The organism is Paracoccaceae bacterium Fryx2, assembly GCA_032334235.1.
GTDB lineage: Bacteria > Pseudomonadota > Alphaproteobacteria > Rhodobacterales > Rhodobacteraceae > JAVSGI01.
Genome location: JAVSGI010000005.1, coordinates 218,061 through 243,301 on the forward strand (window position 1 = coordinate 218,061; position 25,241 = coordinate 243,301).

At 67.5% G+C, this 25,241-nt stretch carries 24 protein-coding genes; 15 read left to right on the plus strand and 9 right to left on the minus strand.

What is annotated here, in order from left to right; genetic code table 11:
• Positions 1 to 67: 67 nt before the first annotated feature.
• From fabZ to lpxB, 4 genes are read left to right on the plus strand one after another with little or no spacing between them, the layout of a single operon-like run.
• A complete protein-coding gene (gene fabZ / locus RNZ50_10280) occupies positions 68 to 517 on the plus strand; it encodes a 3-hydroxyacyl-ACP dehydratase FabZ (protein MDT8855390.1) in 450 nt (149 codons plus the stop codon).
• Positions 514 to 1,302 carry an acyl-ACP--UDP-N-acetylglucosamine O-acyltransferase gene (lpxA, locus tag RNZ50_10285; protein ID MDT8855391.1) on the plus strand — a complete coding sequence of 263 codons (789 nt, stop codon included), beginning with the start codon at positions 514 to 516 and terminating at the stop codon, positions 1,300 to 1,302. Before fabZ ends, lpxA begins: the two co-directional genes overlap by 4 nt.
• A complete protein-coding gene (gene lpxI, locus RNZ50_10290; protein MDT8855392.1) occupies positions 1,299 to 2,135 on the plus strand; it encodes a UDP-2,3-diacylglucosamine diphosphatase LpxI in 837 nt (278 codons plus the stop codon). The genes lpxA and lpxI overlap by 4 nt, the downstream gene beginning before the upstream one ends.
• A complete protein-coding gene (gene lpxB, locus RNZ50_10295; GenBank protein ID MDT8855393.1) occupies positions 2,132 to 3,256 on the plus strand; it encodes a lipid-A-disaccharide synthase in 1,125 nt (374 codons plus the stop codon). Before lpxI ends, lpxB begins: the two co-directional genes overlap by 4 nt.
• 82 nt (positions 3,257 to 3,338) lie before the next feature.
• Here the strand turns inward: lpxB and mnmA are convergent, their stop codons facing one another.
• On the minus strand, positions 3,339 to 4,475 hold the full coding sequence (gene mnmA, locus RNZ50_10300; GenBank protein ID MDT8855394.1) for a tRNA 2-thiouridine(34) synthase MnmA: 1,137 nt from the start codon (positions 4,473 to 4,475) through the stop codon (positions 3,339 to 3,341).
• A gap of 132 nt (positions 4,476 to 4,607) precedes the next feature.
• Between mnmA and RNZ50_10305 the strand changes: the two genes are divergently transcribed.
• From RNZ50_10305 to RNZ50_10325, 5 genes are all read left to right on the plus strand, one after another.
• The gene (locus RNZ50_10305; GenBank protein ID MDT8855395.1) at positions 4,608 to 4,886 is read left to right on the plus strand and encodes a DUF1153 domain-containing protein; all 279 of its coding nucleotides are present in this window, start codon (positions 4,608 to 4,610) and stop codon (positions 4,884 to 4,886) included.
• Positions 4,887 to 4,981: 95 nt separating this feature from the next.
• Positions 4,982 to 5,695 carry a response regulator transcription factor gene (locus RNZ50_10310; protein MDT8855396.1) on the plus strand — a complete coding sequence of 238 codons (714 nt, stop codon included), beginning with the start codon at positions 4,982 to 4,984 and terminating at the stop codon, positions 5,693 to 5,695.
• 59 nt (positions 5,696 to 5,754) lie between these two features.
• Entirely contained in the window at positions 5,755 to 7,875 is a 2,121-nt protein-coding gene (gene ligA / locus RNZ50_10315; GenBank protein ID MDT8855397.1) for an NAD-dependent DNA ligase LigA, read from the plus strand.
• The gene (recG, locus tag RNZ50_10320; protein ID MDT8855398.1) at positions 7,872 to 9,959 is read left to right on the plus strand and encodes an ATP-dependent DNA helicase RecG; all 2,088 of its coding nucleotides are present in this window, start codon (positions 7,872 to 7,874) and stop codon (positions 9,957 to 9,959) included. Before ligA ends, recG begins: the two co-directional genes overlap by 4 nt.
• Positions 9,960 to 10,184: 225 nt before the next feature.
• Entirely contained in the window at positions 10,185 to 10,307 is a 123-nt protein-coding gene (locus RNZ50_10325; protein ID MDT8855399.1) for a hypothetical protein, read from the plus strand.
• A gap of 163 nt (positions 10,308 to 10,470) precedes the next feature.
• On the opposite strand, the gene RNZ50_10330 is transcribed toward RNZ50_10325, so the two are convergent.
• Entirely contained in the window at positions 10,471 to 10,911 is a 441-nt protein-coding gene (locus RNZ50_10330; protein ID MDT8855400.1) for an iron-sulfur cluster assembly scaffold protein, read from the minus strand.
• A gap of 88 nt (positions 10,912 to 10,999) precedes the next feature.
• On the opposite strand from RNZ50_10330, the gene hisI reads away from it, so the two are divergent.
• Positions 11,000 to 11,359 carry a phosphoribosyl-AMP cyclohydrolase gene (gene hisI, locus RNZ50_10335; GenBank protein MDT8855401.1) on the plus strand — a complete coding sequence of 120 codons (360 nt, stop codon included), beginning with the start codon at positions 11,000 to 11,002 and terminating at the stop codon, positions 11,357 to 11,359.
• Positions 11,360 to 11,413: 54 nt separating this feature from the next.
• On the opposite strand, the gene gluQRS is transcribed toward hisI, so the two are convergent.
• From gluQRS to gyrA, 4 genes are read right to left on the minus strand one after another with little or no spacing between them, the layout of a single operon-like run.
• On the minus strand, positions 11,414 to 12,271 hold the full coding sequence (gene gluQRS / locus RNZ50_10340; protein MDT8855402.1) for a tRNA glutamyl-Q(34) synthetase GluQRS: 858 nt from the start codon (positions 12,269 to 12,271) through the stop codon (positions 11,414 to 11,416).
• Positions 12,250 to 13,587, minus strand: a complete 1,338-nt coding sequence (gene trmFO, locus RNZ50_10345) for a methylenetetrahydrofolate--tRNA-(uracil(54)-C(5))-methyltransferase (FADH(2)-oxidizing) TrmFO (protein ID MDT8855403.1) — start codon at positions 13,585 to 13,587, stop codon at positions 12,250 to 12,252. Before trmFO ends, gluQRS begins: the two co-directional genes overlap by 22 nt.
• Positions 13,588 to 13,609: 22 nt before the next feature.
• A complete protein-coding gene (locus RNZ50_10350; GenBank protein ID MDT8855404.1) occupies positions 13,610 to 13,927 on the minus strand; it encodes a hypothetical protein in 318 nt (105 codons plus the stop codon).
• Positions 13,924 to 16,647 (minus strand): DNA gyrase subunit A, encoded by a 2,724-nt coding sequence (gyrA, locus tag RNZ50_10355; protein MDT8855405.1) that lies wholly within the window; start codon positions 16,645 to 16,647, stop codon positions 13,924 to 13,926. Before gyrA ends, RNZ50_10350 begins: the two co-directional genes overlap by 4 nt.
• A gap of 190 nt (positions 16,648 to 16,837) precedes the next feature.
• On the opposite strand from gyrA, the gene RNZ50_10360 reads away from it, so the two are divergent.
• The gene (locus RNZ50_10360; protein ID MDT8855406.1) at positions 16,838 to 17,107 is read left to right on the plus strand and encodes an usg protein; all 270 of its coding nucleotides are present in this window, start codon (positions 16,838 to 16,840) and stop codon (positions 17,105 to 17,107) included.
• Between the two features lie 127 nt (positions 17,108 to 17,234).
• Here RNZ50_10360 and rocF read toward each other — a convergent pair whose 3' ends face one another.
• The gene (gene rocF, locus RNZ50_10365) at positions 17,235 to 18,161 is read right to left on the minus strand and encodes an arginase (protein MDT8855407.1); all 927 of its coding nucleotides are present in this window, start codon (positions 18,159 to 18,161) and stop codon (positions 17,235 to 17,237) included.
• A 214-nt stretch (positions 18,162 to 18,375) separates the two neighbouring features.
• Between rocF and RNZ50_10370 the strand changes: the two genes are divergently transcribed.
• The 3 genes from RNZ50_10370 (at position 18,376) to RNZ50_10380 (ending at position 21,656) form a co-directional block, all read left to right on the plus strand.
• On the plus strand, positions 18,376 to 20,349 hold the full coding sequence (locus RNZ50_10370; protein MDT8855408.1) for a heme lyase CcmF/NrfE family subunit: 1,974 nt from the start codon (positions 18,376 to 18,378) through the stop codon (positions 20,347 to 20,349).
• Positions 20,350 to 20,353: 4 nt separating this feature from the next.
• Entirely contained in the window at positions 20,354 to 20,815 is a 462-nt protein-coding gene (locus RNZ50_10375; GenBank protein MDT8855409.1) for a cytochrome c-type biogenesis protein, read from the plus strand.
• Positions 20,816 to 20,879: 64 nt separating this feature from the next.
• Positions 20,880 to 21,656, plus strand: coding sequence for an enoyl-CoA hydratase-related protein (locus tag RNZ50_10380; GenBank protein ID MDT8855410.1), 777 nt, complete (start codon positions 20,880 to 20,882; stop codon positions 21,654 to 21,656).
• A gap of 3 nt (positions 21,657 to 21,659) precedes the next feature.
• Here RNZ50_10380 and ilvN read toward each other — a convergent pair whose 3' ends face one another.
• Positions 21,660 to 22,220 carry an acetolactate synthase small subunit gene (gene ilvN / locus RNZ50_10385; protein MDT8855411.1) on the minus strand — a complete coding sequence of 187 codons (561 nt, stop codon included), beginning with the start codon at positions 22,218 to 22,220 and terminating at the stop codon, positions 21,660 to 21,662.
• Between the two features lie 206 nt (positions 22,221 to 22,426).
• A complete protein-coding gene (locus tag RNZ50_10390; protein ID MDT8855412.1) occupies positions 22,427 to 24,181 on the minus strand; it encodes an acetolactate synthase 3 large subunit in 1,755 nt (584 codons plus the stop codon).
• A 437-nt stretch (positions 24,182 to 24,618) separates the two neighbouring features.
• Between RNZ50_10390 and gstA the strand changes: the two genes are divergently transcribed.
• Positions 24,619 to 25,230: a glutathione transferase GstA gene (gene gstA, locus RNZ50_10395; protein MDT8855413.1), complete on the plus strand. Its 612-nt coding sequence runs from the start codon at positions 24,619 to 24,621 to the stop codon at positions 25,228 to 25,230.
• The last annotated feature ends 11 nt before the right edge of the window (positions 25,231 to 25,241 follow it).

The following is a 25,241-nucleotide window of genomic DNA, read 5'->3' on the forward strand; positions in this document are numbered from 1 at the left end:
GGCAAGTTGCTAGGCAGGCCGCAGCCGAAAACCAACCCCCGGGGCCCCGCGCCGCAAGGAACACATGATGACAGACACTGCCGACCTCCAGTTGATCCAGCGCCTTATCCCGCACCGCTACCCCTTCCTGCTGATCGACAAGGTGCGCGATATCGTGGTCAACACCAGCGCGGTCGGCATCAAGAACGTGACCTTCAACGAGCCGCAGTTCCAGGGCCACTTTCCCGGCGCGCCGGTCTTTCCCGGCGTGATGATCATCGAGGCGCTGGCCCAGACGGCCGGCGTGCTGGTCGGCGTGTCGATGGATCTGGCCGACAAGAACCTGCTGGTGTATTTCATGGGCGTCGATGGCGCCAAGTTCCGCCGCAAGGTGGTGCCGGGCGACGTGATGGAACTGCACATCACCGTCAAGCGCGGCGGCGGCAAGGTGTGGAAGTTCGGCGGCCGCGCGACGGTTGACGGCGAACTGGCGGCCGAATGCGAATTCACCGCGATGATGGATCTGCCCAAGGCATGACGGAAACCCTTATCCACCCATCGGCCATCGTCGAACCCGGTGCCGTGATCGGTGCGGGCTGCCGGATCGGGCCTTTTGCCATCATCGGCCCCGAGGTCACGCTGGCCGAGGGCGTCGAAGTCAAGAGCCACGCGGTGGTGACGGGGTGGACCGAAATCGGGGCGGCCACGGTGATCTTTCCCTTCGCCTGTGTCGGCGAGGTGCCGCAGGATCTGAAGTATCGCGGCGAGCACACCCGCCTGATCGTCGGCGCGCGCTGCCGCATCCGCGAAGGCGCCACGCTGAACACCGGCACCGAGGGCGGCGGCGGGGTCACGCGGGTCGGGGATGACTGCCTGCTGATGACCGGCGCGCATGTCGGCCATGATGCCACGCTCGGCAGCCGGGTGATCCTGGCCAATCAGGCCGCCATCGCCGGGCATTGCGTGCTGGGTGACGATGTGATCGTCGGCGGGCTGTCGGGCATTCACCAGTGGGTGCGGGTCGGGCGCGGCGCGATCATCGGGGCGGTGACCATGGTGACCAACGACGTGCTGCCGCACGGGCTGGTGCAGGGTCCGCGCGGCGATCTCGACGGGCTGAACCTCGTGGGCCTGAAGCGGCGCGGCGTCAGCAGGGCCGAAATCACCGCGCTGCGCGCCGCCTACCAGATGCTGGCCCAGGGCGAGGGCAGCTTTCTCGACCGCGCCCGCCGTCTGGCCGAGGAAACCGAAAGCGTCCATGTCCGCGAGATGACCGATTTCATCCTTGCCGCCTCGGACCGCTCGTTCCTGACCCCGAAGTGACCCGGCCTGACACAGAAACGACCTCCGAAGGCCGCCTGGCGATCATCGCGGGGCGGGGGGCGCTTCCGGGGTTGCTGGTCGCGGCGCTGCCCGGCCCGGCACCGCTGGTGGCGGCGCTTGACGGGTTTGCCCCGGACGGGCTGACCCCCGACATCACCTTCCGCGTCGAGCGGCTGGCGCTGTTCCTGCGCCATCTGGAAGATTGCGGCGTGACCCGGGTGGTCTTCGCAGGCGCGGTGCAGCGGCCACGGCTCGACCCGGCGCTGTTCGACCCGGCCACCGCGCAGATGGTGCCTCAACTGCTGGCCGCGATGCAGGGCGGCGACGATGCCACCCTGCGCGGCGTCATCGCGATCTTCGAGGAGGCGGGGTTTGCCGTGCTGGGCCTGGCCGACCTTGCCCCCGGCCTGCTGGCCGATACGGGCGTGCTGGGCGCGCGCGCCCCTTCGGCCGCCGACCTGCGCGATGCCGCGCGCGGCCGCGCCATCCTCGACGCGCTCGCGCCGGTGGACGTGGGGCAGGGCTGCGTCGTGGCCGAGGGGCTCTGCCTCGGTATCGAGACGATCTACGGCACCGATGCGCTCTTGGCCTTCGTCGCAAGCCACCGCGCCGATCTGGCCCCCGCCCGCGGCGGCGTTTTCACCAAACGCGCCAAGCAGGGGCAGGACCTGCGCACCGATCTTCCGGCCATCGGCCCCGCCACCATCGCGTCGGCTGCGGCGGCGGGGCTGGGCGGACTCTGCCTTCAGGCCGGCCGGGTGATCGTGATCGACCGCGCCGAGGTGCTGGCGCGGGCCGATGCCGCGGGGCTGGCGCTCTGGGCCGAGCCGTGAGGTTCTTCCTGATCGCGGGCGAGCCGTCGGGCGACCGCCTCGGCGCGGCCCTGATGGCGGGGCTGAAAACCCTTTCCCCCGGCTGCACCTTCGATGGCATCGGCGGGCCGCTGATGCAGGCCGAAGGGCTGACGAGCCTGTTCCCGATGGAGGAGCTTTCGGTGATGGGCATCGCCGAGATCCTGCCGAAATACCGCGCCCTGAAGCGCCGCATTGCGCAGGCCGCCGCCGCCGCCCTCGCCGCCGCCCCCGCCGCCCTGATCACCATCGACAGCCCCGATTTCTGCCTGCGGGTCGCCGCGCGCGTCAAGGCGGCCCGGCCCGCCTTGCGCACCATCCACTACGTCGCGCCCTCGGTCTGGGCCTGGCGTCCGGGACGGGCCGCGAAGATGGCCCGGGTGATCGACCATGTGCTGGCGCTCCTGCCGTTCGAGCCTCCCTACATGACCGCCGCCGGGATGACCTGCGATTTCGTCGGCCATCCGGTGGTGGCCGAACCCCTCGCCACCCCGGCCGAGGCCGATGCCCTGCGCGGCGACGGTCCGCTGATCCTCGCCCTGCCCGGCTCTCGCCGGGGCGAGGTGGCGCGGCTGGCCCCGGTGATCGGCTCGGTTCTGGCGCAGGTCAAGGCCCGCCACCCGGCCGCGCGGGTCGCCCTGCCCACCCTGCGCGGCGTGGCCGGTCTGGTGCGCGACCTCAGTGCCGACTGGCCGATCCGGCCGCTGATCATCGAGGATGCCGCGACCAAGCGCGCCGCCTTCGCCGCGGCCAATGCGGCCATCGCAGCCTCGGGCACCGTGTCGCTGGAGCTTGCCGCCAACGGCGTGCCGATGGTCATCGCCTACGACATGCACCCGCTGACGCTGTGGCTGATGCGCCGCGCCGCACGGATCAACACGGTGACGCTGGTCAACCTGGTGTCGGAGACCCGCGTGGTGCCCGAATTCATCGGCAAACATTGCCGCGCCGACCGGATCGCCCCGGCCCTGCTGCACCTGCTGGAGGACGGCCCGGCCCGCGCCGCGCAGCAGGCCGCCATGTCGCTGACCATGCAGCGGCTGGGGCAGGGTGGCGAGCCGCCCGGCCTGCGCGCAGCGAGATCGGTGCTGGCGGCCCTCTGACCTGCGGTTTCTTCTTGGTTCAAATACCCAATCCGCCCTCTCGGCCAGAACATTCAGCGGGTATTTTTTCCAAGAAGAAGCCTCAGCGCCCGCCCCGGATCCAGCCACCGCCCAGCACGCGCGACCCTTCAGCGGCATAGAACACGCAGGCCTGCCCCGCCGACACGCCTTCTTCGGGTGACAGCAGTTCCACCTCCGCCTCGGTGGCCGACAGGGGGCGCAGGATCGCGGGGCGCGGGGCGCGGGTCGAGCGGACCTTGACCTCCACCTGCCATTCAGGCGCACTGGCGAAGGGCGCGTCGCCCAGCCAGTTGATCTCCTTGAGCGGGATGGTGCGGGTCGACAGTGCCGCCTTCGGCCCGACGATCACCTGTCGCGTCGCGGGGTCCAGACGCACCACATAGAGCGGATCGCCCAGCCCGCCGATCCCCAGCCCGCGGCGCTGGCCGATGGTGTAGTGGATCACGCCGCGATGCGCCCCCAGCACATTGCCCGCCAGATCGACAATCTCGCCCGGCGCCACCGCCTCGGGGCGCAGCTTCTCGATCACCGCCGCATAGTCGCCGTTCGGCACGAAGCAGATGTCCTGGCTGTCGGGCTTGTCGGCGACCGACAGGCCATAGCGCGCCGCCAGCGCCCGGGTTTCGGCCTTCGAGGCCAGATGGCCCAGCGGGAAGCGCAGGTAGTCCAGCTGCTCGGCCGTGGTCGAGAACAGGAAATAGCTCTGGTCGCGGGCGGCATCGGTGGCGCAGTGCAGTTCGGGCCCCAGGGCGCCGGTCTTGCGCTGGATGTAATGGCCGGTGGCCATGCAGTCGGCCTCAAGATCTTTCGCGGTGGCCAGCAGGTCCTTGAACTTCACCCGCTCGTTGCAGCGGATGCAGGGCACCGGCGTGGCGCCCGCCAGATAGGCATCGGCGAATTCGTCGATCACCGCCGCGCGGAAGGTGTTCTCGTAATCCAGCACGTAATGCGGAAAGCCCATGGTTTCGGCCACCCGGCGCGCGTCGTGGATGTCGCGGCCAGCGCAGCAGGCGCCCTTTTTCGCCAGCGCCGCACCATGGTCGTAAAGCTGCAGGGTGACGCCGACCACGTCATAGCCTTCTTCGGCAAGCTGTGCCGCCACCACGGAACTGTCGACGCCGCCCGACATGGCCACCACTACCCGCGTGTCCTGCGGGCGCTTGGGCAGGCCCAGCGAATTCAGCGGTTGATCGGGCATGGCACGTCTCCGGCAGGGTTCCTGCGAAGTCGAAGGGAATATAGGAAAATGCTACACACTCTCAACCCCCTCGTTTCACCGATGCTTAAGCCTGATGCGTCAGTCTTGCCGCAAGGAACGAGGGACCCTGTGATGTATCTCAAACGCGTTGATGGCCCGCGCCAGGTCACCTTGCCCGATGGCTCCGTGCTCTGCCGCGCCGACCTGCCGCCCCCTGATACCCGCCGCTGGGTCGCCAGCCGCAAGGCCGTGGTGGTCAAGGCCGTGGTCTATGGTCTGATCACCCAGGCCGAGGCATTGGACCGCTATGCCTTGTCCGAGGAGGAATTCGCCCTCTGGCGCGCGGCGGTGGAGCATCATGGCGAAAAAGCCCTGAAGGTCACAACCTTGCAGAAATATCGACAACTTTAAGTTGTTTCTCGCCGCAGTTCTGCCACAGTAACCGGTAGTTAACCATTGGACCGCAGTGTAGTTAACGAACAAGGGCCTGACGCGGAGATTGCAGCATGCGGATTCTACTGGTGGAGGATGATCCGACCACCTCGCGCAGCATCGAACTGATGCTGACCCACGCGAACCTGAACGTCTATTGTACCGATCTGGGCGAAGACGGCATCGATCTGGCGAAGCTTTACGACTATGACCTGATCCTGCTCGATCTGAACCTGCCCGACATGAGCGGGCATGAGGTTCTGCGCCAGTTGCGGCTGGCACGGGTCGAAACGCCGATCCTGATCCTGTCGGGCTCTGACGATACCGACAACAAGATCAAGGGCTTCGGCTTCGGTGCCGACGATTACATGACCAAGCCGTTTCATCGCGAGGAACTGGTTGCGCGGATTCATGCCATCATCCGCCGCTCCAAGGGCCATGCGCAATCGGTGATCCGCACCGGCAAGGTTTCGGTCAATCTTGATGCCAAGACGGTGGATGTCGAGGGCAAGACCGTGCATCTGACCGGCAAGGAATACCAGATGCTGGAATTGCTCAGCCTGCGCAAAGGCACCACGCTAACCAAGGAAATGTTCCTCAATCATCTTTATGGCGGGATGGACGAACCCGAATTGAAGATCATCGACGTATTCATCTGCAAGCTGCGCAAGAAACTTGCAGAAGCCACCGGCGGGTCGAACTACATCGAAACCGTCTGGGGCAGGGGCTATGTGCTGCGCGACCCCGGTCCCGCGGATGTCGAACGCCGCTTCGCCATCGGGGCCTGAGGGCTGGACCTGGGCCGGGCTGCCCCCTACACCTTGGGGGGCGAACCGGGGAGGCTAGGATGCAGGAAAAGTCGGTGGACGCCCTGACCGGGGCCGAGGCCCGGGCAGAGCTTGATCGTCTGGCGCAGGCGCTGGCCGACGCGAATCGGGCCTATCACACGCTCGACGCGCCCGAGATCAGCGATGCCGACTACGACGCGCTGAAACTGCGCAATGCCGCCATCGAGGCGCGGTTTCCGGCGCTGAAACGGTCAGACAGCGCGTCGGAACAGGTCGGCGCGCCGCTGGCCGAAGGCTTTGCCAAGGTGCGGCATGTGGTCCGGATGCTCAGCCTGGAAAACGGATTCGACGCGGCCGACATCGTCGATTTCGACGACCGGGTGCGCAAATACCTCGGGCACGGGGCGGCGCTGGCCTACGCCGCCGAACCCAAGATCGACGGGTTGTCGCTGTCGCTGCGCTACGAGGGCGGCATTCTGATGCAGGCCGCCACCCGCGGCGACGGCGAGACCGGCGAGAACGTCACCGAAAACGCCCGCACCATTGCCGACATTCCGCAGCGCCTGAACGATGCCCCCGCCGTGCTGGAAGTGCGCGGCGAGGTCTACATGAGCCACGCCGATTTCGCCGCCCTGAACGCCCGGCAGGCCGCATCGGGGGGCAAGACCTTCGCCAACCCGCGCAATGCTGCGGCGGGCAGCCTGCGGCAACTGGATGCCACGATCACCGCCGCCCGTCCGCTGCGCTTCTTCGCCTATGCCTGGGGGGAGGTGTCGCAGCCGCTGGCCGACACCCAGCTGGGCGCCATCGCCCGGCTCGACGCACTGGGGTTCCCGACCAACCCGCTGACCATCCTTTGCGACGGGCCGGAGGCGATGCAGGCGCATTACAAGGCCATCGAGGCGCAGCGTGCCAGCCTTGGCTACGACATCGACGGCGTGGTCTACAAGGTCGACGACCTGGCCCTGCAACGCCGCCTCGGCTTCCGCTCGGCCACGCCGCGCTGGGCGATCGCGCACAAGTTTCCCGCCGAACTGGCCTGGACGCGGCTTCTGGGCATCGACATCCAGGTGGGCCGCACCGGCGCGCTGTCACCGGTCGCGCGGCTGCAGCCGGTCACGGTCGGCGGGGTCGTCGTCTCCAACGCCACCCTGCACAACGAGGATTACATCGCGGGCCGCAACAGCAGCGGCGGGGCGATCCGGGGTGGCAAGGATATCCGCGTCGGCGACTGGGTGCAGGTCTACCGCGCGGGCGACGTGATCCCCAAGATCGCCGATGTCGATCTGACGCGCCGCCCCGCCGATGCAGTGCCCTACATCTTTCCCGACAAATGCCCGCAATGCCAATCCGACGCGATCCGCGAGGAGGGCGACGCGGTGCGCCGCTGTTCCGGCGGGCTGATCTGCCCGGCACAGGCGGTCGAGCGGCTGAAGCATTTCGTCTCGCGCGGGGCCTTCGACATCGAGGGGCTGGGCGCCAAGCAGGTCGAGGCGTTCTTCCGCGACGACCTGCTGCCGGTGAAGGAACCCGCCGACATCTTCACGCTGGAGGCGCGCGATACCGCCAACCCGCTGCAAAAGCTGAAGAACCGCGAAGGCTGGGGGGACCGGTCGGCGGCAAACCTCTTTGCCGCCATCGAAACCCGCCGCCGCATCGGCCTGCACCGGCTGATCTTCGCACTTGGCATCCGGCATGTGGGGGAAACCTCGGCGCAATTGCTGGCCAACCACTACGGTTCCTGGGCCCCGTTCGAGGCGGCGATGACGGCCGCGACCGTGGGCGAGGGACCGGACTGGGCGGAACTGACCGCGATCGACGGGGTGGGCGACGTGCTGGCAGCCTCGGTCGTCACCACCTTCCACCAGGAAGCGGAACGCGCCGCGATCGACGCGTTGGTGGCGCATCTGACGGTGGCAGACAGCACCCGCCGCGCCCCCGTCGACAGCCCGGTGGCCGGCAAGACGGTGGTCTTCACCGGCACACTGGAGAAGATGACCCGCGCCGAAGCAAAGGCAAGGGCCGAGGCGCTGGGGGCCAAGGTCGCAGGCTCGGTTTCGGCGAAAACCGACCTGCTGGTGGCGGGCCCCGGTGCCGGGTCCAAGGCCAAGGCCGCCGCCGCGCTTGGCGTTCCCACCATCGACGAGGACGCATGGATCGCCCTGATCGGCCGGGCATGAGTCGGCCAGAGTTGCTGTTCCCGCTGTTCGCCGAGCTTGAAACGCTGGAGGGCGTCGGGCCCAAGTCGGCCCGCGCCTTTGCGGCACTTGGGGTCGAACGCCCGAAGGACCTGCTGTTCCTGCTGCCCCATTCCGGGGTCGACCGCGCCCGCCGGGCCTCGGTCCGCGACATCGTCCCGCCCGGCACGGTGACGGTCGAGGTCACTGTGGGAAGCCATTTCCCGCCAAAGACCAAGGGCCGCCCCTACCGCGTCATGGTCCGCGACGCGGCGCTGGAGTTTCAGCTGGTGTTCTTCCACGCCCGCGGCGACTACCTGACCAAACTGCTGCCCACCGGGCAGAAGCGGCTGGTCTCGGGGCGGGTGGAGATTTTCGACGGCATCGCCCAGATGGTCCACCCCGACCATGTGCTGCGCCTTGATGAGGCGGGCGAATTGCCGAGCTACGAGCCGGTCTATCCGCTGTCGGCGGGCCTGACGCAAAAGCTGGTGGCGAAGGCCGCGCAATCGGCACTGGCGCGCGCGCCCGACCTGCCGGAATGGATCGACGGCCCGCTGAAGGCCCGCGAAGGCTGGCCGGGCTGGCGCGAGGCGGTGCGGGCCGCCCATGCCCCGGCCAGCGCCGCCGACATCGCCCATACCGCCCCCGCCCGCCAGCGGCTGGCCTATGACGAGTTGTTCGCGCATCAGCTGACCCTTTCGCTGGCCCGCGCCAGCCTGCGCCGCGGCAAGGGCGTCGCCAGCCATGCCACGGGGCGCCTGCAGGCCCTTGTCCTGGCCAGCCTGCCTTATGCCCCCACCGGCGCGCAAAGCCGCGCGCTGGCCGAGATTGCCGCCGACATGGCGCAGCCCCTGCGGATGAACCGGCTGCTGCAGGGCGATGTCGGCTCGGGCAAGACGCTGGTGGCGTTTCTGGCCCTGCTGGTCGGGGTCGAGGCGGGCGGGCAGGGGGTGATGATGGCCCCGACCGAAATCCTCGCCCGGCAGCACATGGAAAGCCTGACACCGCTGGCCGCCGCCGCCGGCATCCGGCTGGAACTGCTGACGGGCCGCGACAAGGGGGCCGACCGCGAGGCCAAGCTGGCCGCGCTGCGCGATGGCCGCACTGCCGTGCTGGTCGGCACCCATGCGGTGTTCCAGAAGGATGTGGCGTTCCACGACCTGCGGCTGGCGGTGGTTGACGAACAGCACCGCTTTGGCGTGGCGCAGCGGATGGAACTGGGCGCCAAGGGCACCGCCGCCGACGTGCTGGTGATGACCGCCACGCCGATTCCGCGCAGCCTGGCGCTGGCGAGCTATGGCGACATGGACGTGTCGGTGCTGGATGAAAAGCCGGCCGGGCGCAAGCCGGTCCGCACCGCCCTGATCTCCACCGCGCGGATCGACGAGGTGGTGGCGCATCTGGCGCAGGCTGTGGCCGAGGGGCGGCAGGCCTACTGGGTCTGCCCGCTGGTCGAGGACAGCGAGGTGCTCGACTATGCCTCGTCCGAGGCCCGCTTCCAGCACCTGCGCGCCGCCCTGGGCGAAGGCGTGGTCGGGCTGGTCCACGGCCAGATGCCGCCCGCCGAGAAGGACGCGGCGATGGCCCGGTTCGTGGCGGGTGTCACCAAGGTGCTGGTGGCCACCACGGTGATCGAGGTCGGGGTCAACGTGCCCAACGCCTCGATCATGGTGATCGAACGGGCCGAGATCTTCGGCCTGTCGCAACTGCACCAGCTGCGCGGGCGGGTCGGGCGCGGGGCGGCGCAATCGACCTGCCTGCTGATGTATCAGCCCCCCCTGGGCGACAGCGGCGAACGCCGCCTGACCATCCTGCGCGAAACCGAAGACGGTTTCCGCATCGCCGAGGAAGACCTTGCGATGCGCGGCGCGGGCGACCTGATCGGCACCGCGCAATCCGGCCTGCCGCGCTTTCGCGTCGCCGACCTTGAACGCCAGTCGGCGCTGATGGAGGTGGCCCAAAGCGACGCCCGCCGCCTGCTTGCCGAAGACCCCACGCTTGAATCGCCCCGGGGCCGCGCCGCCCGCCTGCTGTTGTGGCTGCTGGACCAGGACCGCGCGATCAGGCTGCTCTCGGTCGGCTGACAGGCTCTCCATCCCCTGCTTTCGCATTGGCCCATGGGGGTGATGAGCGCCCGGAAAACCTGCCGGTGGAAGGTTTCAGCGAAGAACGCCTGACCTGCGGTCAGGCTGGGCGGCTGGCCCCCGGTTTTCCCGATGGCCCCATATGTTCGCGATGTTCTTAAAAAGTTCTTTACACGACTCGCGGGAAATGAGAACAATACGGCAACACAAGCAAGGGAAAGTGCCATGATCCGCGAAATCAAGACTGTCCTGACCCGTTCCCGCGCCACGCTGATCGAGGATGCGCTGGGTGTGGCTTCGCTGTTTTCCCTTCTGATCGCCGGGCTCTACCTGCCCGCACTGGTCTGACCGTCACTGCCTGCGATCTGAATCCGGGCGCACCCCTGTCCCCTGGGGTCTGCGTTTCCTGCCTGTCCGACGCCGGGGCTGTCCCGCCCCGCTGCCCAGATCAGACGCCACTTGCCGCCGCCGCCCCATCGGGCTGGCGGCGGTTTTTTTGACGAGGCCGCGATTACGCCCGCCCGGCCGCCGCCATCGCCTCGGCGGTGGCCTCAATCGCCAGCAGGATCGAGGCATGGCGGTTCTTGAACTCGCGCGCGGGCAGCAGCACGGCAAAACCGTCAAACGGCGCGGCGGGAACCGGCCCGCCTTCCTTCAGCATGGCGCGCAGCGCATCGCGCCCGGCCGTGATCTCGTCCAGCGTCAACCCCAGCACCGCCCGCCCCAGCACCGAAGCCGCCGCCTGGCCCAGCGCGCAGGCCTTCACATCCTGCGCAAACTCCGCCACCCGCCCATCCTGCACCGCCAGATCCACCGTCACGGTCGAGCCGCAAAGGGGCGAGCGGCGCCGGATGCTGGCCTGCGGAGCCACCAGCCGCCCGAGATGCGGAATGTCGGCCGCCAGTTCCAGAATGCGCCCGGAATAGAGGTTGATCAGGTCGGTATCGCTCATGCGGCCCTCTGGCTTGCGTGCGGGCCTTTCCTCGGGCCGCCCGACCCCATAGATAGACCCGCAAACGCCCCTTGCAAAGGAGAACACCGTGGCTTTCGACCCCGCCTCGCTCAGCTACGACACCCGTGGCCTGATCCCCGCCATCGCTCAGGATCATGTGACGGGCGAGGTGCTGATGCTGGCCTGGATGAACGCCGAATCGGTGGTGCAGACACTTGCCACCGGGCGCGTCACCTACTGGTCGCGGTCGCGCGCGGCGTTCTGGGTCAAGGGCGAAACCTCGGGCCATGTGCAGCGACTGGTCGAGATGCGCATCGATTGCGACCGCGACTGCCTGCTGGTGCTGGTGGACCAGACCGGCCCGGCCTGCCACACAAACCGCCGGTCGTGCTTTTTCACCGCGGTGCGGGACGGCGCGGAAACGGTGATCCTGCCGCCGATGCGGTGAGCCAAAAGTTTTCCGAAAACTTTTGCAAAATCCTTCAAAGGATTTTGGACAGCACTAAAGACCGACCATTCGCCGCACATCCGCCACAGTGGCCCCTTCGGCACGGTACTTCGCCAGTGCCCGTGCGTCATCGCGCTTGGCCAGCCGCCTGCCTGCGGCATCGCGGATCAGGCGGTGGTGATGATAGTCGGGGGTTGGCAGGCCCAGCAGACGTTGCAGCAGCACATGGATAGGGGTCGCTTCGGCCAGATCCTCGCCCCGGACGACATCGCTGATGCCCTGCGCCGCATCATCGACCACCACCGCCAGATGGTAGGACGTGCCCAGATCGCGGCGGGCCAGCACCACATCCCCGACCCGGGTCTGCATGTCGCGGGACTCCGCCGTGCAGATTGCAGGCGCCGCACCTCCGGTCTCGCGGTAGCCGACGGGCCCGATCACCGCCATCGCCTTGCCCATGTCCAGCCGGATGGCATCTTCGGGCCGGGCCTCGCTCATCGGGCGGCTGCGGCAGGTGCCGGGATACACCGGCCCGTCCGGCCCCGTCGGCACGTCCCCTTCCTGTGGGGCCGAGAATGCGGCCCGGATGTCGGCGCGGCGGCAGCGGCAGGGGAAGGTCAGGCCCATGGCCGCCAGCCGGTCCAACGCCCGCGCATAGGACGCCATGTCGCCCGACTGGCGCAACACCGGCTCGGGCCATGTCAATCCCAGCCAGTGCAGGTCGTCAAAGATCCTCGTTTCCCATTCGGGGCGGCAGCGGGCAAGGTCGATATCCTCGATCCGCAGCAGGAAGGTGCCGCCCGCCGCCCGCGCCATGTCATGGGCCAGCAGCGCCGAAAAGGCATGGCCAAGATGCAGCGGCCCGGTGGGAGAGGGCGCGAAGCGCGTTCTCAATTCTGCCCTGCAACCCATGCGGCAAAGGCTTCTTTCGCCCGGTCGGTATAGGCCTTGTAGCGGTCCTTGCGACCCTTTCTCCCACCCTTCGCCTCGATGGGCGGGAAGAGGCCGAAGTTCACGTTCATCGGCTGGAAGGTCTTCGCCTCTGCCCCGCCGGTGATGTGGGTGACCAGCGCCCCCATTGCCGTTTCGGGCGGCGGCGGCGGCACCTCGCGGCCCTGCAATTCGGATGCCGCCATGCGCCCCGCCAACAGACCCATCGCGGCGGATTCGACATAGCCTTCTACGCCAGTCACCTGCCCGGCGAAGCGGATATTGGGCCGCGAGCGCAGGCGCATCTGTGCATCAAGCAGCGTCGGGGAGTTGAGGAAGGTGTTGCGGTGAATGCCGCCCAGCCGTGCGAACGACGCCTCCTGCAGCCCGGGAATCATTTTGAAAACAGCGGTTTGCGCGCCATATTTCATCTTGGTCTGAAAGCCCACGATATTGTAGAGCGTGCCCAGTTTGTTGTCGCGGCGCAGTTGCACCACGGCATAGGGCTTCATCGGGTTGTGCGGGTTGGTCAGCCCCACCGGCTTCATCGGGCCGAAGCGCAGGGTTTCGCGGCCGCGCTCGGCCATCACCTCGATCGGCAGGCAGCCGTCGAAGTAACCTGCGGTTTCGCCCTCGTGGAATTCGGTCTTTTCGGCTGCCAGCAGGGCATCGATGAACGCCTCATACTCGGCCTTGGTCATCGGGCAGTTCATGTAGGCGGTCTGTTCCTCGACTGTTTCGCCCTTGTCGTAGCGCGACTGCATCCAGGCCACCGACATGTCGACCGTTTCGGCATAGACGATCGGTGCTATGGCATCGAAGAAGGCCAGCGCCGCCGCCCCGGTTTCGGCGCGGATGCTCTCGGCCAGCGCGGTCGAGGTCAGCGGCCCGGTCGCGATGATCCAGTGACCGTCTGAAGGAAGCTCTGTAACTTCTTGTTCGGTAACGGAAATCAGCGGATGCGCCAGCAGCCGTTCGGTGACGGCGGCGGCGAAGGGGTCGCGGTCCACCGCCAGCGCGCCGCCCGCAGGCAAGCGATGCGCTTCTGCCATCGCCATGATCAACCCGCCCGCCGCGCGCATTTCCCAATGCAGCAAGCCCACGGCGTTGCGTTCGTCATCGTCCGAGCGGAACGAGTTGGAACAGACCATTTCGGCCAGATTCCCCGTGCGGTGCGCGAAGGTGCCGACCTTGGGGCGCATCTCGTGGATCACCACGCGCACGCCCTGCTCTGCCGCCTGCCAGGCGGCCTCCGATCCGGCCATGCCGCCGCCGACGATGTGCAATGTCTCTGTCATGGCTTTCGGTCTATCCCGCCCGTCAGGCATTGAAAAGGGCGGCGCGCTGTGCGGCTACGAAGGCCGACGGGTCCGGCCCCGGATCGCGGCCCAGACGCGCGGCGGCGGCGAAGAACCCCGGCGCGGGCAACCCGCCCGCCAGCCGTCCCGCGCAAAGCGCCGCCCGGAAGGGCCGCCCCGCCAAGGCATCCTCGGCCATCGTGGCCTCCAGCGCCGCCGTCAGCCGGGCAATGCTGCCCGGCCCGGGGATTGCCAGCGCGCGGGCCAGCGCGCCGTAGGTCATCGTCTGCCGCCGCGCCGCCAGATCGGCCAGCGCCGCGTCAAGCCCCGGCAGGCTCACGCCTCCTCGTCGCCCTGTTCGGCAACGCGGGCGACCGAGACCACCTCTTCATCCGCGCCGACGTTGAACACCTTCACGCCCCCGGCCGAACGTGACCGGAACGAGATCTGCGCCACCGGCACCCGGATCGACTGGCCGGTGGAGGTTGCCAGCATGATCTGGTCGCTCAACTCCACCGGGAACGAGGCGACCAGCGCCCCGCCGCGCATCGCGCCATCCATCGCCTTGACGCCCATGCCGCCGCGGCCGCGCACCGGATAATCGTGGCTGGACGACAGCTTGCCCGACCCGCCTGCCGTGATCGTCAGGATCAGGTCTTCCGCCGCCGACATCCCGGCATAGCGTTCGGGCGAAAGCTGACCCGCCTCGATGCCGTCTTCCTCGTCGTCCGAGTCGCCGGTCTCCTCCACCGCCCCGGCCACCAGCCGACGCTGCTTCAGATAGGCCGCCCGTTCCGCCGGATCGGCCTCGAAATGCCGGATGATCGCCATCGACACCACGCGGTCGCCGGCACCCAGCCGGATGCCGCGCACCCCCGTTGATCCGCGCGACTTGAACACCCGGATTTCCGTGGTGGGGAAGCGGATCGCCCGGCCGAGGGCGGTCACGAGCATCACGTCGTCATTCTCGTCGGCAATCGCCGCGTTCACGAGGCTGACGCCCTCGGGCAGGTTCATCGCGATCTTGCCGTTGCGCTTGACGTTGGTAAAATCGGACAGATCGTTCTGCCGCACGTCGCCATCGCTGGTGGCAAACACGATCTGCAACGTCTCCCACTCGGCCTCGGGCGCATCCACCGGCATCAGTGCGGCAATCGACACGCCGGATTCGATCGGCAGGATGTTGATCATCGCCTTGCCCTTGGCGGTGCGCCCCGCCAGCGGCAGCCGCCAGGTCTTGAGCTTGTAGACCATGCCGTCGGTGGTGAAGAACAGCAGCGGCGTATGGGTGTTTGCCACGAACAGCGTGGTCACCACGTCGTCTTCCTTGGTCTGCATCGACGACAGGCCCTTGCCGCCGCGCCGCTGGCTGCGGAATTCGGCCAGCGGCGTGCGCTTGATGTAGCCGCCCGAGGTGATGGTCACCACCATGTCCTCGCGCTCGATCAGGTCTTCGTCTTCCATGTCGCCGGCCCAGTCGACGATCTCGGTGCGGCGCGGCACCGCGAACAGCGCCTTCACCTCGCGCAACTCGTCGGAAATGATGGCCATGATCCGGTCGCGGCTGCCCAGAATCTCCAGGTAGTCGCGGATCTTGCCGGCCAGTTCCAGCAACTCGTCGGTGATTTCCTTGACGCCCATCGCGGTCAGGCGCTGCAGGCGCAGGTCCAGAATCGCGCGGGCCTGAAGCTCCGACAGGTTGTAGGTGCCGTCGTCGTTGACCTTGTGGGTCGGGTCGTCGATCAGCTTGATGAAGGGGATGATCTCGCCCGCGGGCCAGCGCCGCGTCATCAGCCGCACACGCGCCTCGGCCGGGTCGGCGGAAGACCGGATGGTCGCCACCACCTCGTCCACATTCGCCACCGCCACCGCCAGACCGCACAGGATATGGCTGCGCTCGCGCGCCCGGCGCAGCTCGTAGGCGGTGCGCCGTGCCACAACTTCCTCGCGGAAGGTGATGAAGTAGCTGAGGAAATCGCGCAACGTCAGCTGTTCCGGCCGCCCGCCGTTCAAGGCCAGCATGTTGCAGCCGAAACTGGTCTGCATCGGGGTAAAGCGCCAGAGCTGGTTCAGCACCACATCGGCCGTGGCATCGCGCTTCAGCTCGATCACCACCCGCACGCCGATCCGGTCGGATTCGTCCTGCACATGGGCGATGCCCTCGATCTTCTTCTCGCGCACCTGTTCCGCGATGATCTCGATCATCCGCGACTTGTTCACCTGATAGGGAATCTCGTCCAGGATGATCGCCCAGCGGTCCTTGCGGATCTCCTCGATCCGGGTCCGGGCCCGGATGATCACCGACCCGCGACCTTCAAGGTAGGCCTTGCGCGCGCCCGAGCGGCCGAGGATCAGCCCGCCGGTCGGAAAGTCCGGCGCGGGGATGATCTCCATCAAGGCCTCGGTCGACATGTCGGGGTTTTCGATCAGCGCCAGCGTGCCGTCGATCACCTCGCCAAGGTTGTGCGGCGGGATGTTGGTCGCCATGCCCACGGCGATGCCGCTGGCGCCGTTGACCAGCATGTTGGGAAAGCGCGCGGGCAGCACCGTGGGCTCGCGGTCCTTGCCATCGTAGTTGTCCTGAAAATCGACGGTTTCCTTGTCGATATCGGCCAGCAGGAACGCGGCGGGCTTGTCCATCCGCACTTCGGTGTAACGCATCGCGGCGGCGCTGTCGCCGTCCATCGAGCCGAAGTTTCCCTGCCCGTCCAACAGCTTGAGGCTCATCGAGAAGGGCTGCGCCATCCGCACCAGCGCGTCGTAGATCGAGGCGTCGCCGTGGGGGTGATATTTCCCCATGGTGTCGCCGACCGGGCGCGCCGACTTGCGGTAGGGCTTGTCATGGGTGTTGTTCGTCTCGTGCATGGCAAACAGCACGCGCCGATGCACCGGCTTCAGCCCGTCGCGCAGATCGGGGATGGCCCGGCTGACGATCACGCTCATCGCGTAGTCGAGATAGGCCGTCTTCATTTCCTCGGCGATGGAAACCTGCGTGCCGTGCGGCACCGGCCGCTCGGGCGTTTCACCATCGTTTTCAGTGTCTTCGGGACGATCGGTCACTTGCGCCGCTCTTTCCAGTCAGGGGTCGAGATATTGTTGACGCGACTATAGACCATCGCGGATATGGGGTGCAATGCCAGAGGGCATCGCCATTCGGCAGCCATCGGGGCGGAGTGACAACACTTTGTTTTTATTGAAAATAAAACCGGATGTGGCAGCATGGGGGAATCAGCATTCAGGAGGCGGACATATGCGGGGAAGCGAAACCGAAAAGATGCTCAAGGGCTACGGGTTGACCACGGCCGAATTCTTCTACCGGATGCCGGATTACCGCAATGTTCTCAACAGCTTCATCTGGCAGGACTACGATCTTGCCCCCGACTACCCCGAACTGTTCAGGTTCATCGAGTTCTGGCAGGGCCAGATCGAGGGGCCGCTGCATTCGGTGCGCTTCACCCACCGCAAGCTGATCGCCCCGGGCGAATGGCGCAACGTGGTGGGCGAGTTCCGCGTCCACTGATTTCATCTTGGCCCAAATATCCTGGGGGTCCGGGGGTGAAACCCCCGGCCTTGCCGCGGTCGCGCCCGCAGGTGGCGATACTTCATCCACTGCATGAACACCGTCGCCCAACAGTCTGATATAACAGCTAGACAAATCCCCGCGTCGGCCGGTCGAACACCTTGCGGCCCATCAGCGATGCCACCAGATCGACCATCAGCCGCGCCGTCCGCCCGCGGTCGTCGAGAAAGGGATTAAGCTCCACCAGGTCGAGCGAGGTCACCAGACCGCTTTCCTGCAGCAGTTCCATCACCAGATGCGCCTCGCGGAAGGTGGTGCCGCCCGGCACGGTGGTGCCGACCGCCGGGGCAATCGACGGGTCGAGGAAATCGACATCCAGCGAAACGTGCAGCATCCCTTCCGCGGCCCGCACCCGGTCGAGGAACGCGCGCAGCGGGGCCACGATGCCGTGTTCGTCCAGCACGCGCATGTCGTTGATCGCAATGTCATGGCGCAGCAGCGCGGCATGTTCGGCCGCATCGACCGAGCGGATGCCGAACAGGCAGATGTGCTGCGCCGGAACCGGGCGCGGGAAGGGCGGGAAGGCGTCGAACCCCGACCGGCCCGCGATATAGGCGACCGGGGTGCCGTGCAGGTTGCCGCTGGCGGTGGTCTCGGGCGTGTGGAAATCGGAATGCGCGTCAAGCCACAGCAGGAAAAGCGGCCGATCCACGCGCGCCGCCTGCGCGGCAGCCCCCGCCACCGAGCCCAACGCCAGCGAATGGTCGCCGCCGAGGATCACCGGAAAGCCCCCCGCCGACAGCGCGTCATCGGTCCGGTCGGCCAGGGCCACCGTCCAGGCCACGGTTTCGGCCAGCGCGTGCACCGCCGGGTTGGCGCAGGCGACCTCGGGCAGGGCGCCCGGCACCACGTCGCCCCAGTCTTCGACCGGATGCCCCAGATCGCGGATCGCCTGCGCGATGCCCGCCACCCGAAAGGCCGCGGGGCCCATCAGGCAGCCCGGGCGGCGCTGGCCGGAATCGATCGGCGCACCGATCAGGATGGTCTTGGGCATACGGGGTCTCCTCGGGTGCAGATCGGGTGCGGACGGGCATCGCCGCATCGCGCCTGCCCGAGGTCGCAGTTGTGCAGGGCTTCGTGCCTGACCGCAACCGCCTGCTCTGCCGTGCCACCTGTTCACGGCCGCGCGACCACGGCACGCAATACCATTGGCCGCGGCGGGCTTTGCGCTTAAGGTGACCGCAACGTGAAGTTTGCAGGATGCCCCCATGATCGTCGAGCTTGGACATTTCGCGCTGGTGCTGGCCTTTGCCGTGGCTCTGGTGCAGGCCACCGTGCCACTGATCGGGGCGCAGAAGCGGTGGGCGGGCTGGATCGCGGTGGCCGAACCGGCCGCGACGACGCAGTTCCTGCTGGTGTGCTTTTCCTTCGCCGCACTGACCTATGCCTTTGTCACATCGGACTTTTCGGTGCAGCTGGTGGTGCTGAATTCGCACACGCTGAAGCCCATGCTCTACAAGGTGTCGGGCGTCTGGGGCAACCATGAGGGCTCGCTGCTGCTCTGGGTGCTGATCCTGGCACTTTTCGGGGCCTGTGCCGCCTGGTTCGGCAACAACCTGCCGCCGACGCTGCGTGCGCGCGTGCTGGCGGTGCAGGGCATGATCGGGGTGGCGTTCATCGCCTTCACGCTGTTCACCTCGAACCCGTTCCTGCGCATCGCCCAGCCGCCGTTCGACGGCAATGACCTGAACCCGCTGCTGCAGGACCCCGGGCTCGCCTTCCACCCGCCGTTCCTCTACCTCGGCTACGTCGGCCTCAGCATGTCGTTCAGCTTCGCCGTTGCGGCGCTGATCGAGGGCCGGGTCGATGCCGCCTGGGGCCGCTGGGTGCGGCCCTGGACGCTGGCCGCCTGGATCTTTCTGACCATCGGCATCGCGATGGGGTCATGGTGGGCCTATTACGAGCTTGGCTGGGGCGGCTTCTGGTTCTGGGATCCGGTCGAGAACGCGTCCTTCATGCCCTGGCTGATCGCCGCCGCCCTGCTGCATTCCGCCATCGTGGTGGAAAAGCGCGAATCGATGAAAAGCTGGACGATCCTGCTGGCGATCCTCGCCTTCGGCTTTTCGCTGATCGGCACCTTCATCGTCCGCTCGGGCGTGATCACATCGGTCCATGCCTTTGCCAACGACCCGGAACGCGGCGTGTTCATCCTGCTGATCCTCGCGGTGTTCATGGGCGGCGCGCTGACACTGTTCGCTGCAAGGGCGGGGGCGATGGAGGCGAAGGGCGTGTTTTCGATGGTCAGCCGCGAATCGGCGCTGGTGGCCAACAACCTGCTGCTGGCTGTGTCGTGCTTCGTGGTGTTCATCGGCACGATCTGGCCGCTGATCGCGGAACTGCTGTGGGACCGCAAGCTGTCGGTCGGCGCGCCGTTCTTCGATGCGGCCTTCTCGCCCTTCATGGTGGCGCTGGCGATGCTGATGCCGCTGGGCGCGTTGCTGCCGTGGAAGCGCGCAAGCCTCTGGCGCGGGATGCAGCCGCTCTGGCCTGTGCTGGTGCTGTCGCTGGCGCTGGGGGCGCTGGTCTGGGCGATGCAGACCGGGCGTTCGGCGCTGGGGCCTGTGGGGGTGATCCTGGGCGTCTGGGTGGTGCTGGGGGCCATGACCGACCTCTGGCTGCGCACCGGGCGCGGGGCCTTCGCGGGCCGTCTGGCGCGCCTGACCCGTCTGCCGCGGGCCGACTGGGGCAAGGCCACCGCGCATTCCGGCATGGGCATCACCATCTTTGCCGTGGCCGCAATGAACGCCTGGGCGTCCGAGGATATCCGCGTGGTGCAGGTTGGCGAAACCTATGCGATGCAGGGCTACGACATCACGCTGGCCGAGGTGAACCAGATCGAGGGGCCGAACTTCGTCTCGACCACCGCCACGATGCAGGTGACGCGCAATGGCCGCGACGTGGCAACGCTGCATCCCGAAAAGCGCGTCTATCCGGTGCAGGGCATGCCCACCACCGAGGCCGCGATCGACTATGGCTTCCTGCGCGACATCTATCTGGTGATCGGCGATCCGCAGGACAATGGCGGCTGGGCGGTGCGCAGCTACATCAAGCCCTTCGCCAACTGGCTGTGGGCCGGGGCGCTGATCATGTCGCTTGGCGGCCTTCTCAGCCTGACGGACCGGCGCTACCGCATCGCGGCGGGTGCGCGCAAACCGGCCGCCAGTGCCGTCGCGGCGGAGTAGGGCGATGCGCAGACTTCCCGCGCTGATTCTGGCCCTGATGCTGTCGGCCAGCCCCGCGCTTGCGGTGCAGCCCGACGAAATTCTGGCCGACCCCGCGCTGGAGGCCCGCGCCCGCAGCCTGTCGCAGGGGCTGCGCTGCCTCGTGTGCCGCAACGAGAACATCGACGACAGCAACGCCGAACTGGCCCGCGACCTGCGTCTGCTGGTGCGCGAGCGGCTGGTCTCGGGCGACAGCGATGCCGAGGCGATGGACTTCATCGTTGCGCGCTACGGCGAATACGTGCTGCTGAACCCGACGACCACCGGCAGCAACCTGCTGCTGTGGGTCGCGGGGCCCGCGATGCTGCTGGGGGGCCTGGGCATCGCCGCCCTTTACCTGCGGCGGCGCGGCAAGGCGGGCGAGGCCGCTGCCCCGGCCCTGACCGCCGCCGAACAGGCCCGCCTCGCGGAAATCATGAAAGAGTGACGCGCCGTTCCGCTTTCGCGGCGCGCTGCCCCGGCTATGCTGGGGCAAATCCGCAGGGGCAGCCATGACCTATCAGACCATAACCCACGCCGAAACCGGCGGCATCGCCGTCATCACCCTGAACCGGCCCGAGGTGATGAACGCGCTGTCCTCGACGATGCGCCTTGAGCTTCGCGAAGCAATCGGCCGGGCCGCGCAATCGGCCCGCGTGCTGGTGCTGACCGGCATGGGCCGCGCCTTCTGCTCGGGGCAGGATCTCGGTGACCCGGCGGCGCTGGCCAGCCTCGATTTCGAGGCGACGCTGCGCGACGAATACGAACCGCTGCTCCATGCCCTTTACGACTGCCCGATCCCGACCATCGCCGCCGTCAACGGCACGGCGGCCGGGGCAGGGGCCAGCATCGCGCTGGCGGCCGATGTGGTGATCGCGGCGCAGTCGGCCAGCTTCATCCAGGCCTTCACCCGGATCGGCCTGATCCCCGATGCTGGCGGCACCTGGTGGCTGCCGCGCCAGATCGGGATGCCCCGCGCGATGGGCGCCGCGCTCTTTGCCGACAAGATAAGTGCCACGCAGGCCGCCGACTGGGGCATGATCTACGAGGCCGTCCCCGACGCGGCTTTCCCCGCCCACTGGCAGGTCCGCGCCGCGCATCTGGCGCAGGGGCCGACCGTGGCCTACCACGCCCTGAAACAGGCGCTGCGCCAGGGCCTTGCCAACGACCTGCCCACCCAGCTTGCGCTGGAGGCCCGCCTGCAAGGCACCTGCGGCGCAAGCCGCGACTTCAGCGAAGGCATCACCGCCTTCTTCGAAAAGCGCCCCCCGCGGTTCGAGGGGCGCTGACCGTCAGACCCCGCGTGACAGCGCCGCCACCCCGGTCCGCGCCATTTCGCGCAGGCCCAGCGGCCGCATCAGCTCGGCAAAGGCGTCGATCTTTTCCGGCGTGCCGGTCATCTCGAACACGAAGGATTCCAGCGTCGAATCCACCACCTTGGCGCGGAAGATCTCGCAAAGCCGCAGCGCCTCGATCCGCGCCTCGCCCTTGCCCGCCACCTTCAGCAGCGCCAGTTCGCGCAGCACGGCCGGCCCTTCCACCGTCAGGTCATGCACTTCATGCACCGGCACCATCCGCGCCAGCTGCGCCTTGATCTGCTCGATCACCTGCGGCGTGCCCGTCGTCACCACGGTGATGCGCGAGCGGTGGCCCAGATGGTCGACCTCGGCCACCGTCAGGCTGTCGATGTTGTAGCCCCGGCCGGAAAACAGCCCGATCACCCGCGCCAGCACTCCGCTTTCGTTGTCCACCAGCACCGCCAGCGTGTGGGTCTCGATCACCTCGGCATTCGGGTCACGCAGGTCATAGGCCGAATGGCTGGTCGACCCTTTCTTTATATTGAGCGGCGACATCGGCCTGCCCCTTTCTTCTTTTCATCTTCTGTTCACAAGTATCCCACGGGGGGGCGCAGCGATCAGAAATCGTCCGGTGGACGATTTCCGCGAAGAACGCCCGGCCCGTGGCCGGGCCGGACTTGGGGGTGTGAAACCCCCGGCGTTGGCAGCAAGACCCGGGTCCGGGGGTGTGAAACCCCCGGCGCCTGCGGCAAGACCAACCCTCAGACCAGCACCGCCCCGCGCGCCCCGATCGCCCCCGCCGTGTCGGCATCGCCCAGCAGCATCTCGTTGTGCGGCTTGCCCGAGGGGATCATCGGAAAGCAGTTCTCGTGCTTTTCCACCAGGCAGTCGAAGATCACCGGCCCGTCATAGGCGATCATCTCCCTGATCGCCTCGTCGAGATCGGCGGGGTCCGACACGCGCAGGCCCTTGCAGCCGAAGGCTTCCGCCAGTTTCACGAAATCGGGCAGGCTTTCCGACCAGCTTTGCGAATAGCGCTCGCCATGCAGCAATTGCTGCCACTGGCGCACCATGCCGAGGCGTTCGTTGTTCAGGATGAACTGCTTGACCGGGGCGCGGAACTGCATCGCGGTGCCCATTTCCTGCATGTTCATCAGCCACGACGCCTCGCCCGCGACGTTGATCACCAGCGCGTCCGGATGCGCAATCTGCACCCCGATCGAGGCGGGCAGGCCGTAGCCCATGGTGCCGAGCCCGCCGGAGGTCATCCAGCGGTTCGGCGCCTCGAAGTTCAGGAACTGCGCCGCCCACATCTGGTGCTGGCCGACCTCGGTGGTGATGTAGCGGTCCATCCCCTTGGTCAGCGCCTCCAGCCGCTGCAGCGCGTGCTGCGGCTTGATCACCTTGTCGGAGTTCTGGAAGTCGAGGCAGTTCACCGCCCGCCAGGCGTCGATCTGCGCCCACCACTTCGCCAGCGCCGCCTTGTTCACCTTGCGGCCGCGCGCCTTCCACAGGCGCAGCGCATCCTCCAGCACATGGCCCACGTCGCCGAGGATCGGCACATCGACCCGGATCACCTTGTTCAGCGACGAGGCGTCGATGTCGATGTGGACCTTGCGCGAGCCGGGGCTGAAATCCTTGATCCGCCCGGTGATCCGGTCGTCAAACCGCGCCCCGACGTTGATCATCAGGTCGCAACCGTGCATGGCGAGGTTGGCCTCGTAAAGCCCGTGCATCCCCAGCATCCCCAGCCACGCCTTGCCCGAGGCCGGGTAGGCGCCCAGCCCCATCAGGGTCGAGGTGATCGGAAAGCCGGTCGCCTCGACGAATTCGCGCAACAGCTGCGCCGCGGCGGGGCCCGAGTTGATGACGCCGCCGCCGGTGTAGAACACCGGGCGCTCGGCGGTTTCCATCATCTCGACCATGCGGGTGATCGCGTCGATGTCGCCCTTCACTCGCGGCTGGTAGTGGCTGACCTTGGCCTTCGGCATCGGGGTGTAGTCGGCGGTGGCGAACTGCACGTCCTTGGGGATGTCGACCAGCACCGGGCCGGGGCGGCCGTGCATCGCGACGTGGAACGCCTGATGAATCACCTCCGACAGCTTCGCCGTGTCCTTGACCAGCCAGTTGTGCTTGGTGCAGGGGCGGGTGATGCCGACGGTATCGGCCTCCTGAAAGCCGTCGGTGCCGATCATGAAGGTCGGCACCTGGCCGGTCAGCACCACCAGCGGAATCGAATCCATCAGCGCATCGACCAGGCCGGTCACGGCGTTGGTCGCCCCCGGACCCGAGGTCACCAGCACGACGCCGACCTTGCCGGTCGAGCGGGCATAGCCCTCGGCGGCATGAACCGCGCCCTGTTCGTGGCGCACCAGAATGTGGCGGATGTCGTTCTGCTGGAAGATCTCGTCATAGATCGGCAGCACGGCACCACCGGGGTAGCCGAAGACCACCTCCACGCCCTGATCCTTCAGGGCCTGAACCACCATCCTTGCGCCGGTCATCGACTGGGTCATCATTTTCTCCATCCGCTGCGCCCTCGCAGCCCTTCACGCAACAAAAAGCCCCCGGAGTTGCTTCGGGGGCGCAGGGAAACCGGTTGGTCAACCGTTACCGGCCCATGCGCCATGCCCCTGCGACGGTTCCTGCGAGGTTCATGACGCGGCCCATTTTTCACGGCTCCTGCTGCAATCGGCGCGACCTTATGGCGGGGGGCGGGGGGCGTCAACGGGAAAAACACGCATAAAGTGTCGCAGCGGGGCTGAAATGCGCAGTTTTCTTTCGCGCCCGCGATGTGCGCCGCAACTTTGCTAAATTCCGCATAGGCGCACAGACCCTGCGCGCGCCCGAGTCGCCCTTGCCCGCGCTTGGCGCTGGACGGGCGCGGAAAACCCCTTACGCTCTGGTCGGCAGGGCGGCGCGGAAAACCCGCGCCCGAACCACGGGACCAGTCATGAAACTCTATTACGCGCCGGGGGCCTGCTCGCTGGCCTCGCACATCATCCTGCACGAGGTCGGCCGCCCCTTCACCATCGAAAGGGTGAACGGCAAGACCAAGGAAACCGAAACCGGCGCCGACTTCCGCGCCATCAACCCGAAGGGTGCGGTGCCCGCGCTGGAAACCGACGGCGGCGAGGTGCTGACCGAAGGGGCCGCCATCCTGCAATTCATCGCTGACAATGGCGACGTGGCCGCGCTTTCGCCGCCGCCTGGCAGCATGGCGCGCGCCCGGCTGCAGGAAATGCTGAACTACATCTCCTCGGAACTGCACAAGTCCTTCTCGCCGCTGTTCCGCCCGGGCCTGACCGACGAAGGCCGTGCCGCGGCACTCGACACCATCGCGGCCAAGCTGGGCTGGCTGGAGCGGACCCTGTCGGACGGGCGGCCCTACCTGACGGGGGATGCCTTCGGCGTGGCGGATGCCTACGGCTTCGTGGTCACCGGCTGGTCGGGGATGCTGAAGGTCGATCTGTCGCCCTTCCCGCACATCCTTGCATGGCGCGCCCGTCTGGCAGATCGCGCCTCGGTGCAGGCGGCGATGCGCGCCGAAGGGCTGGCGGCCTGAAGAAAAGGGGG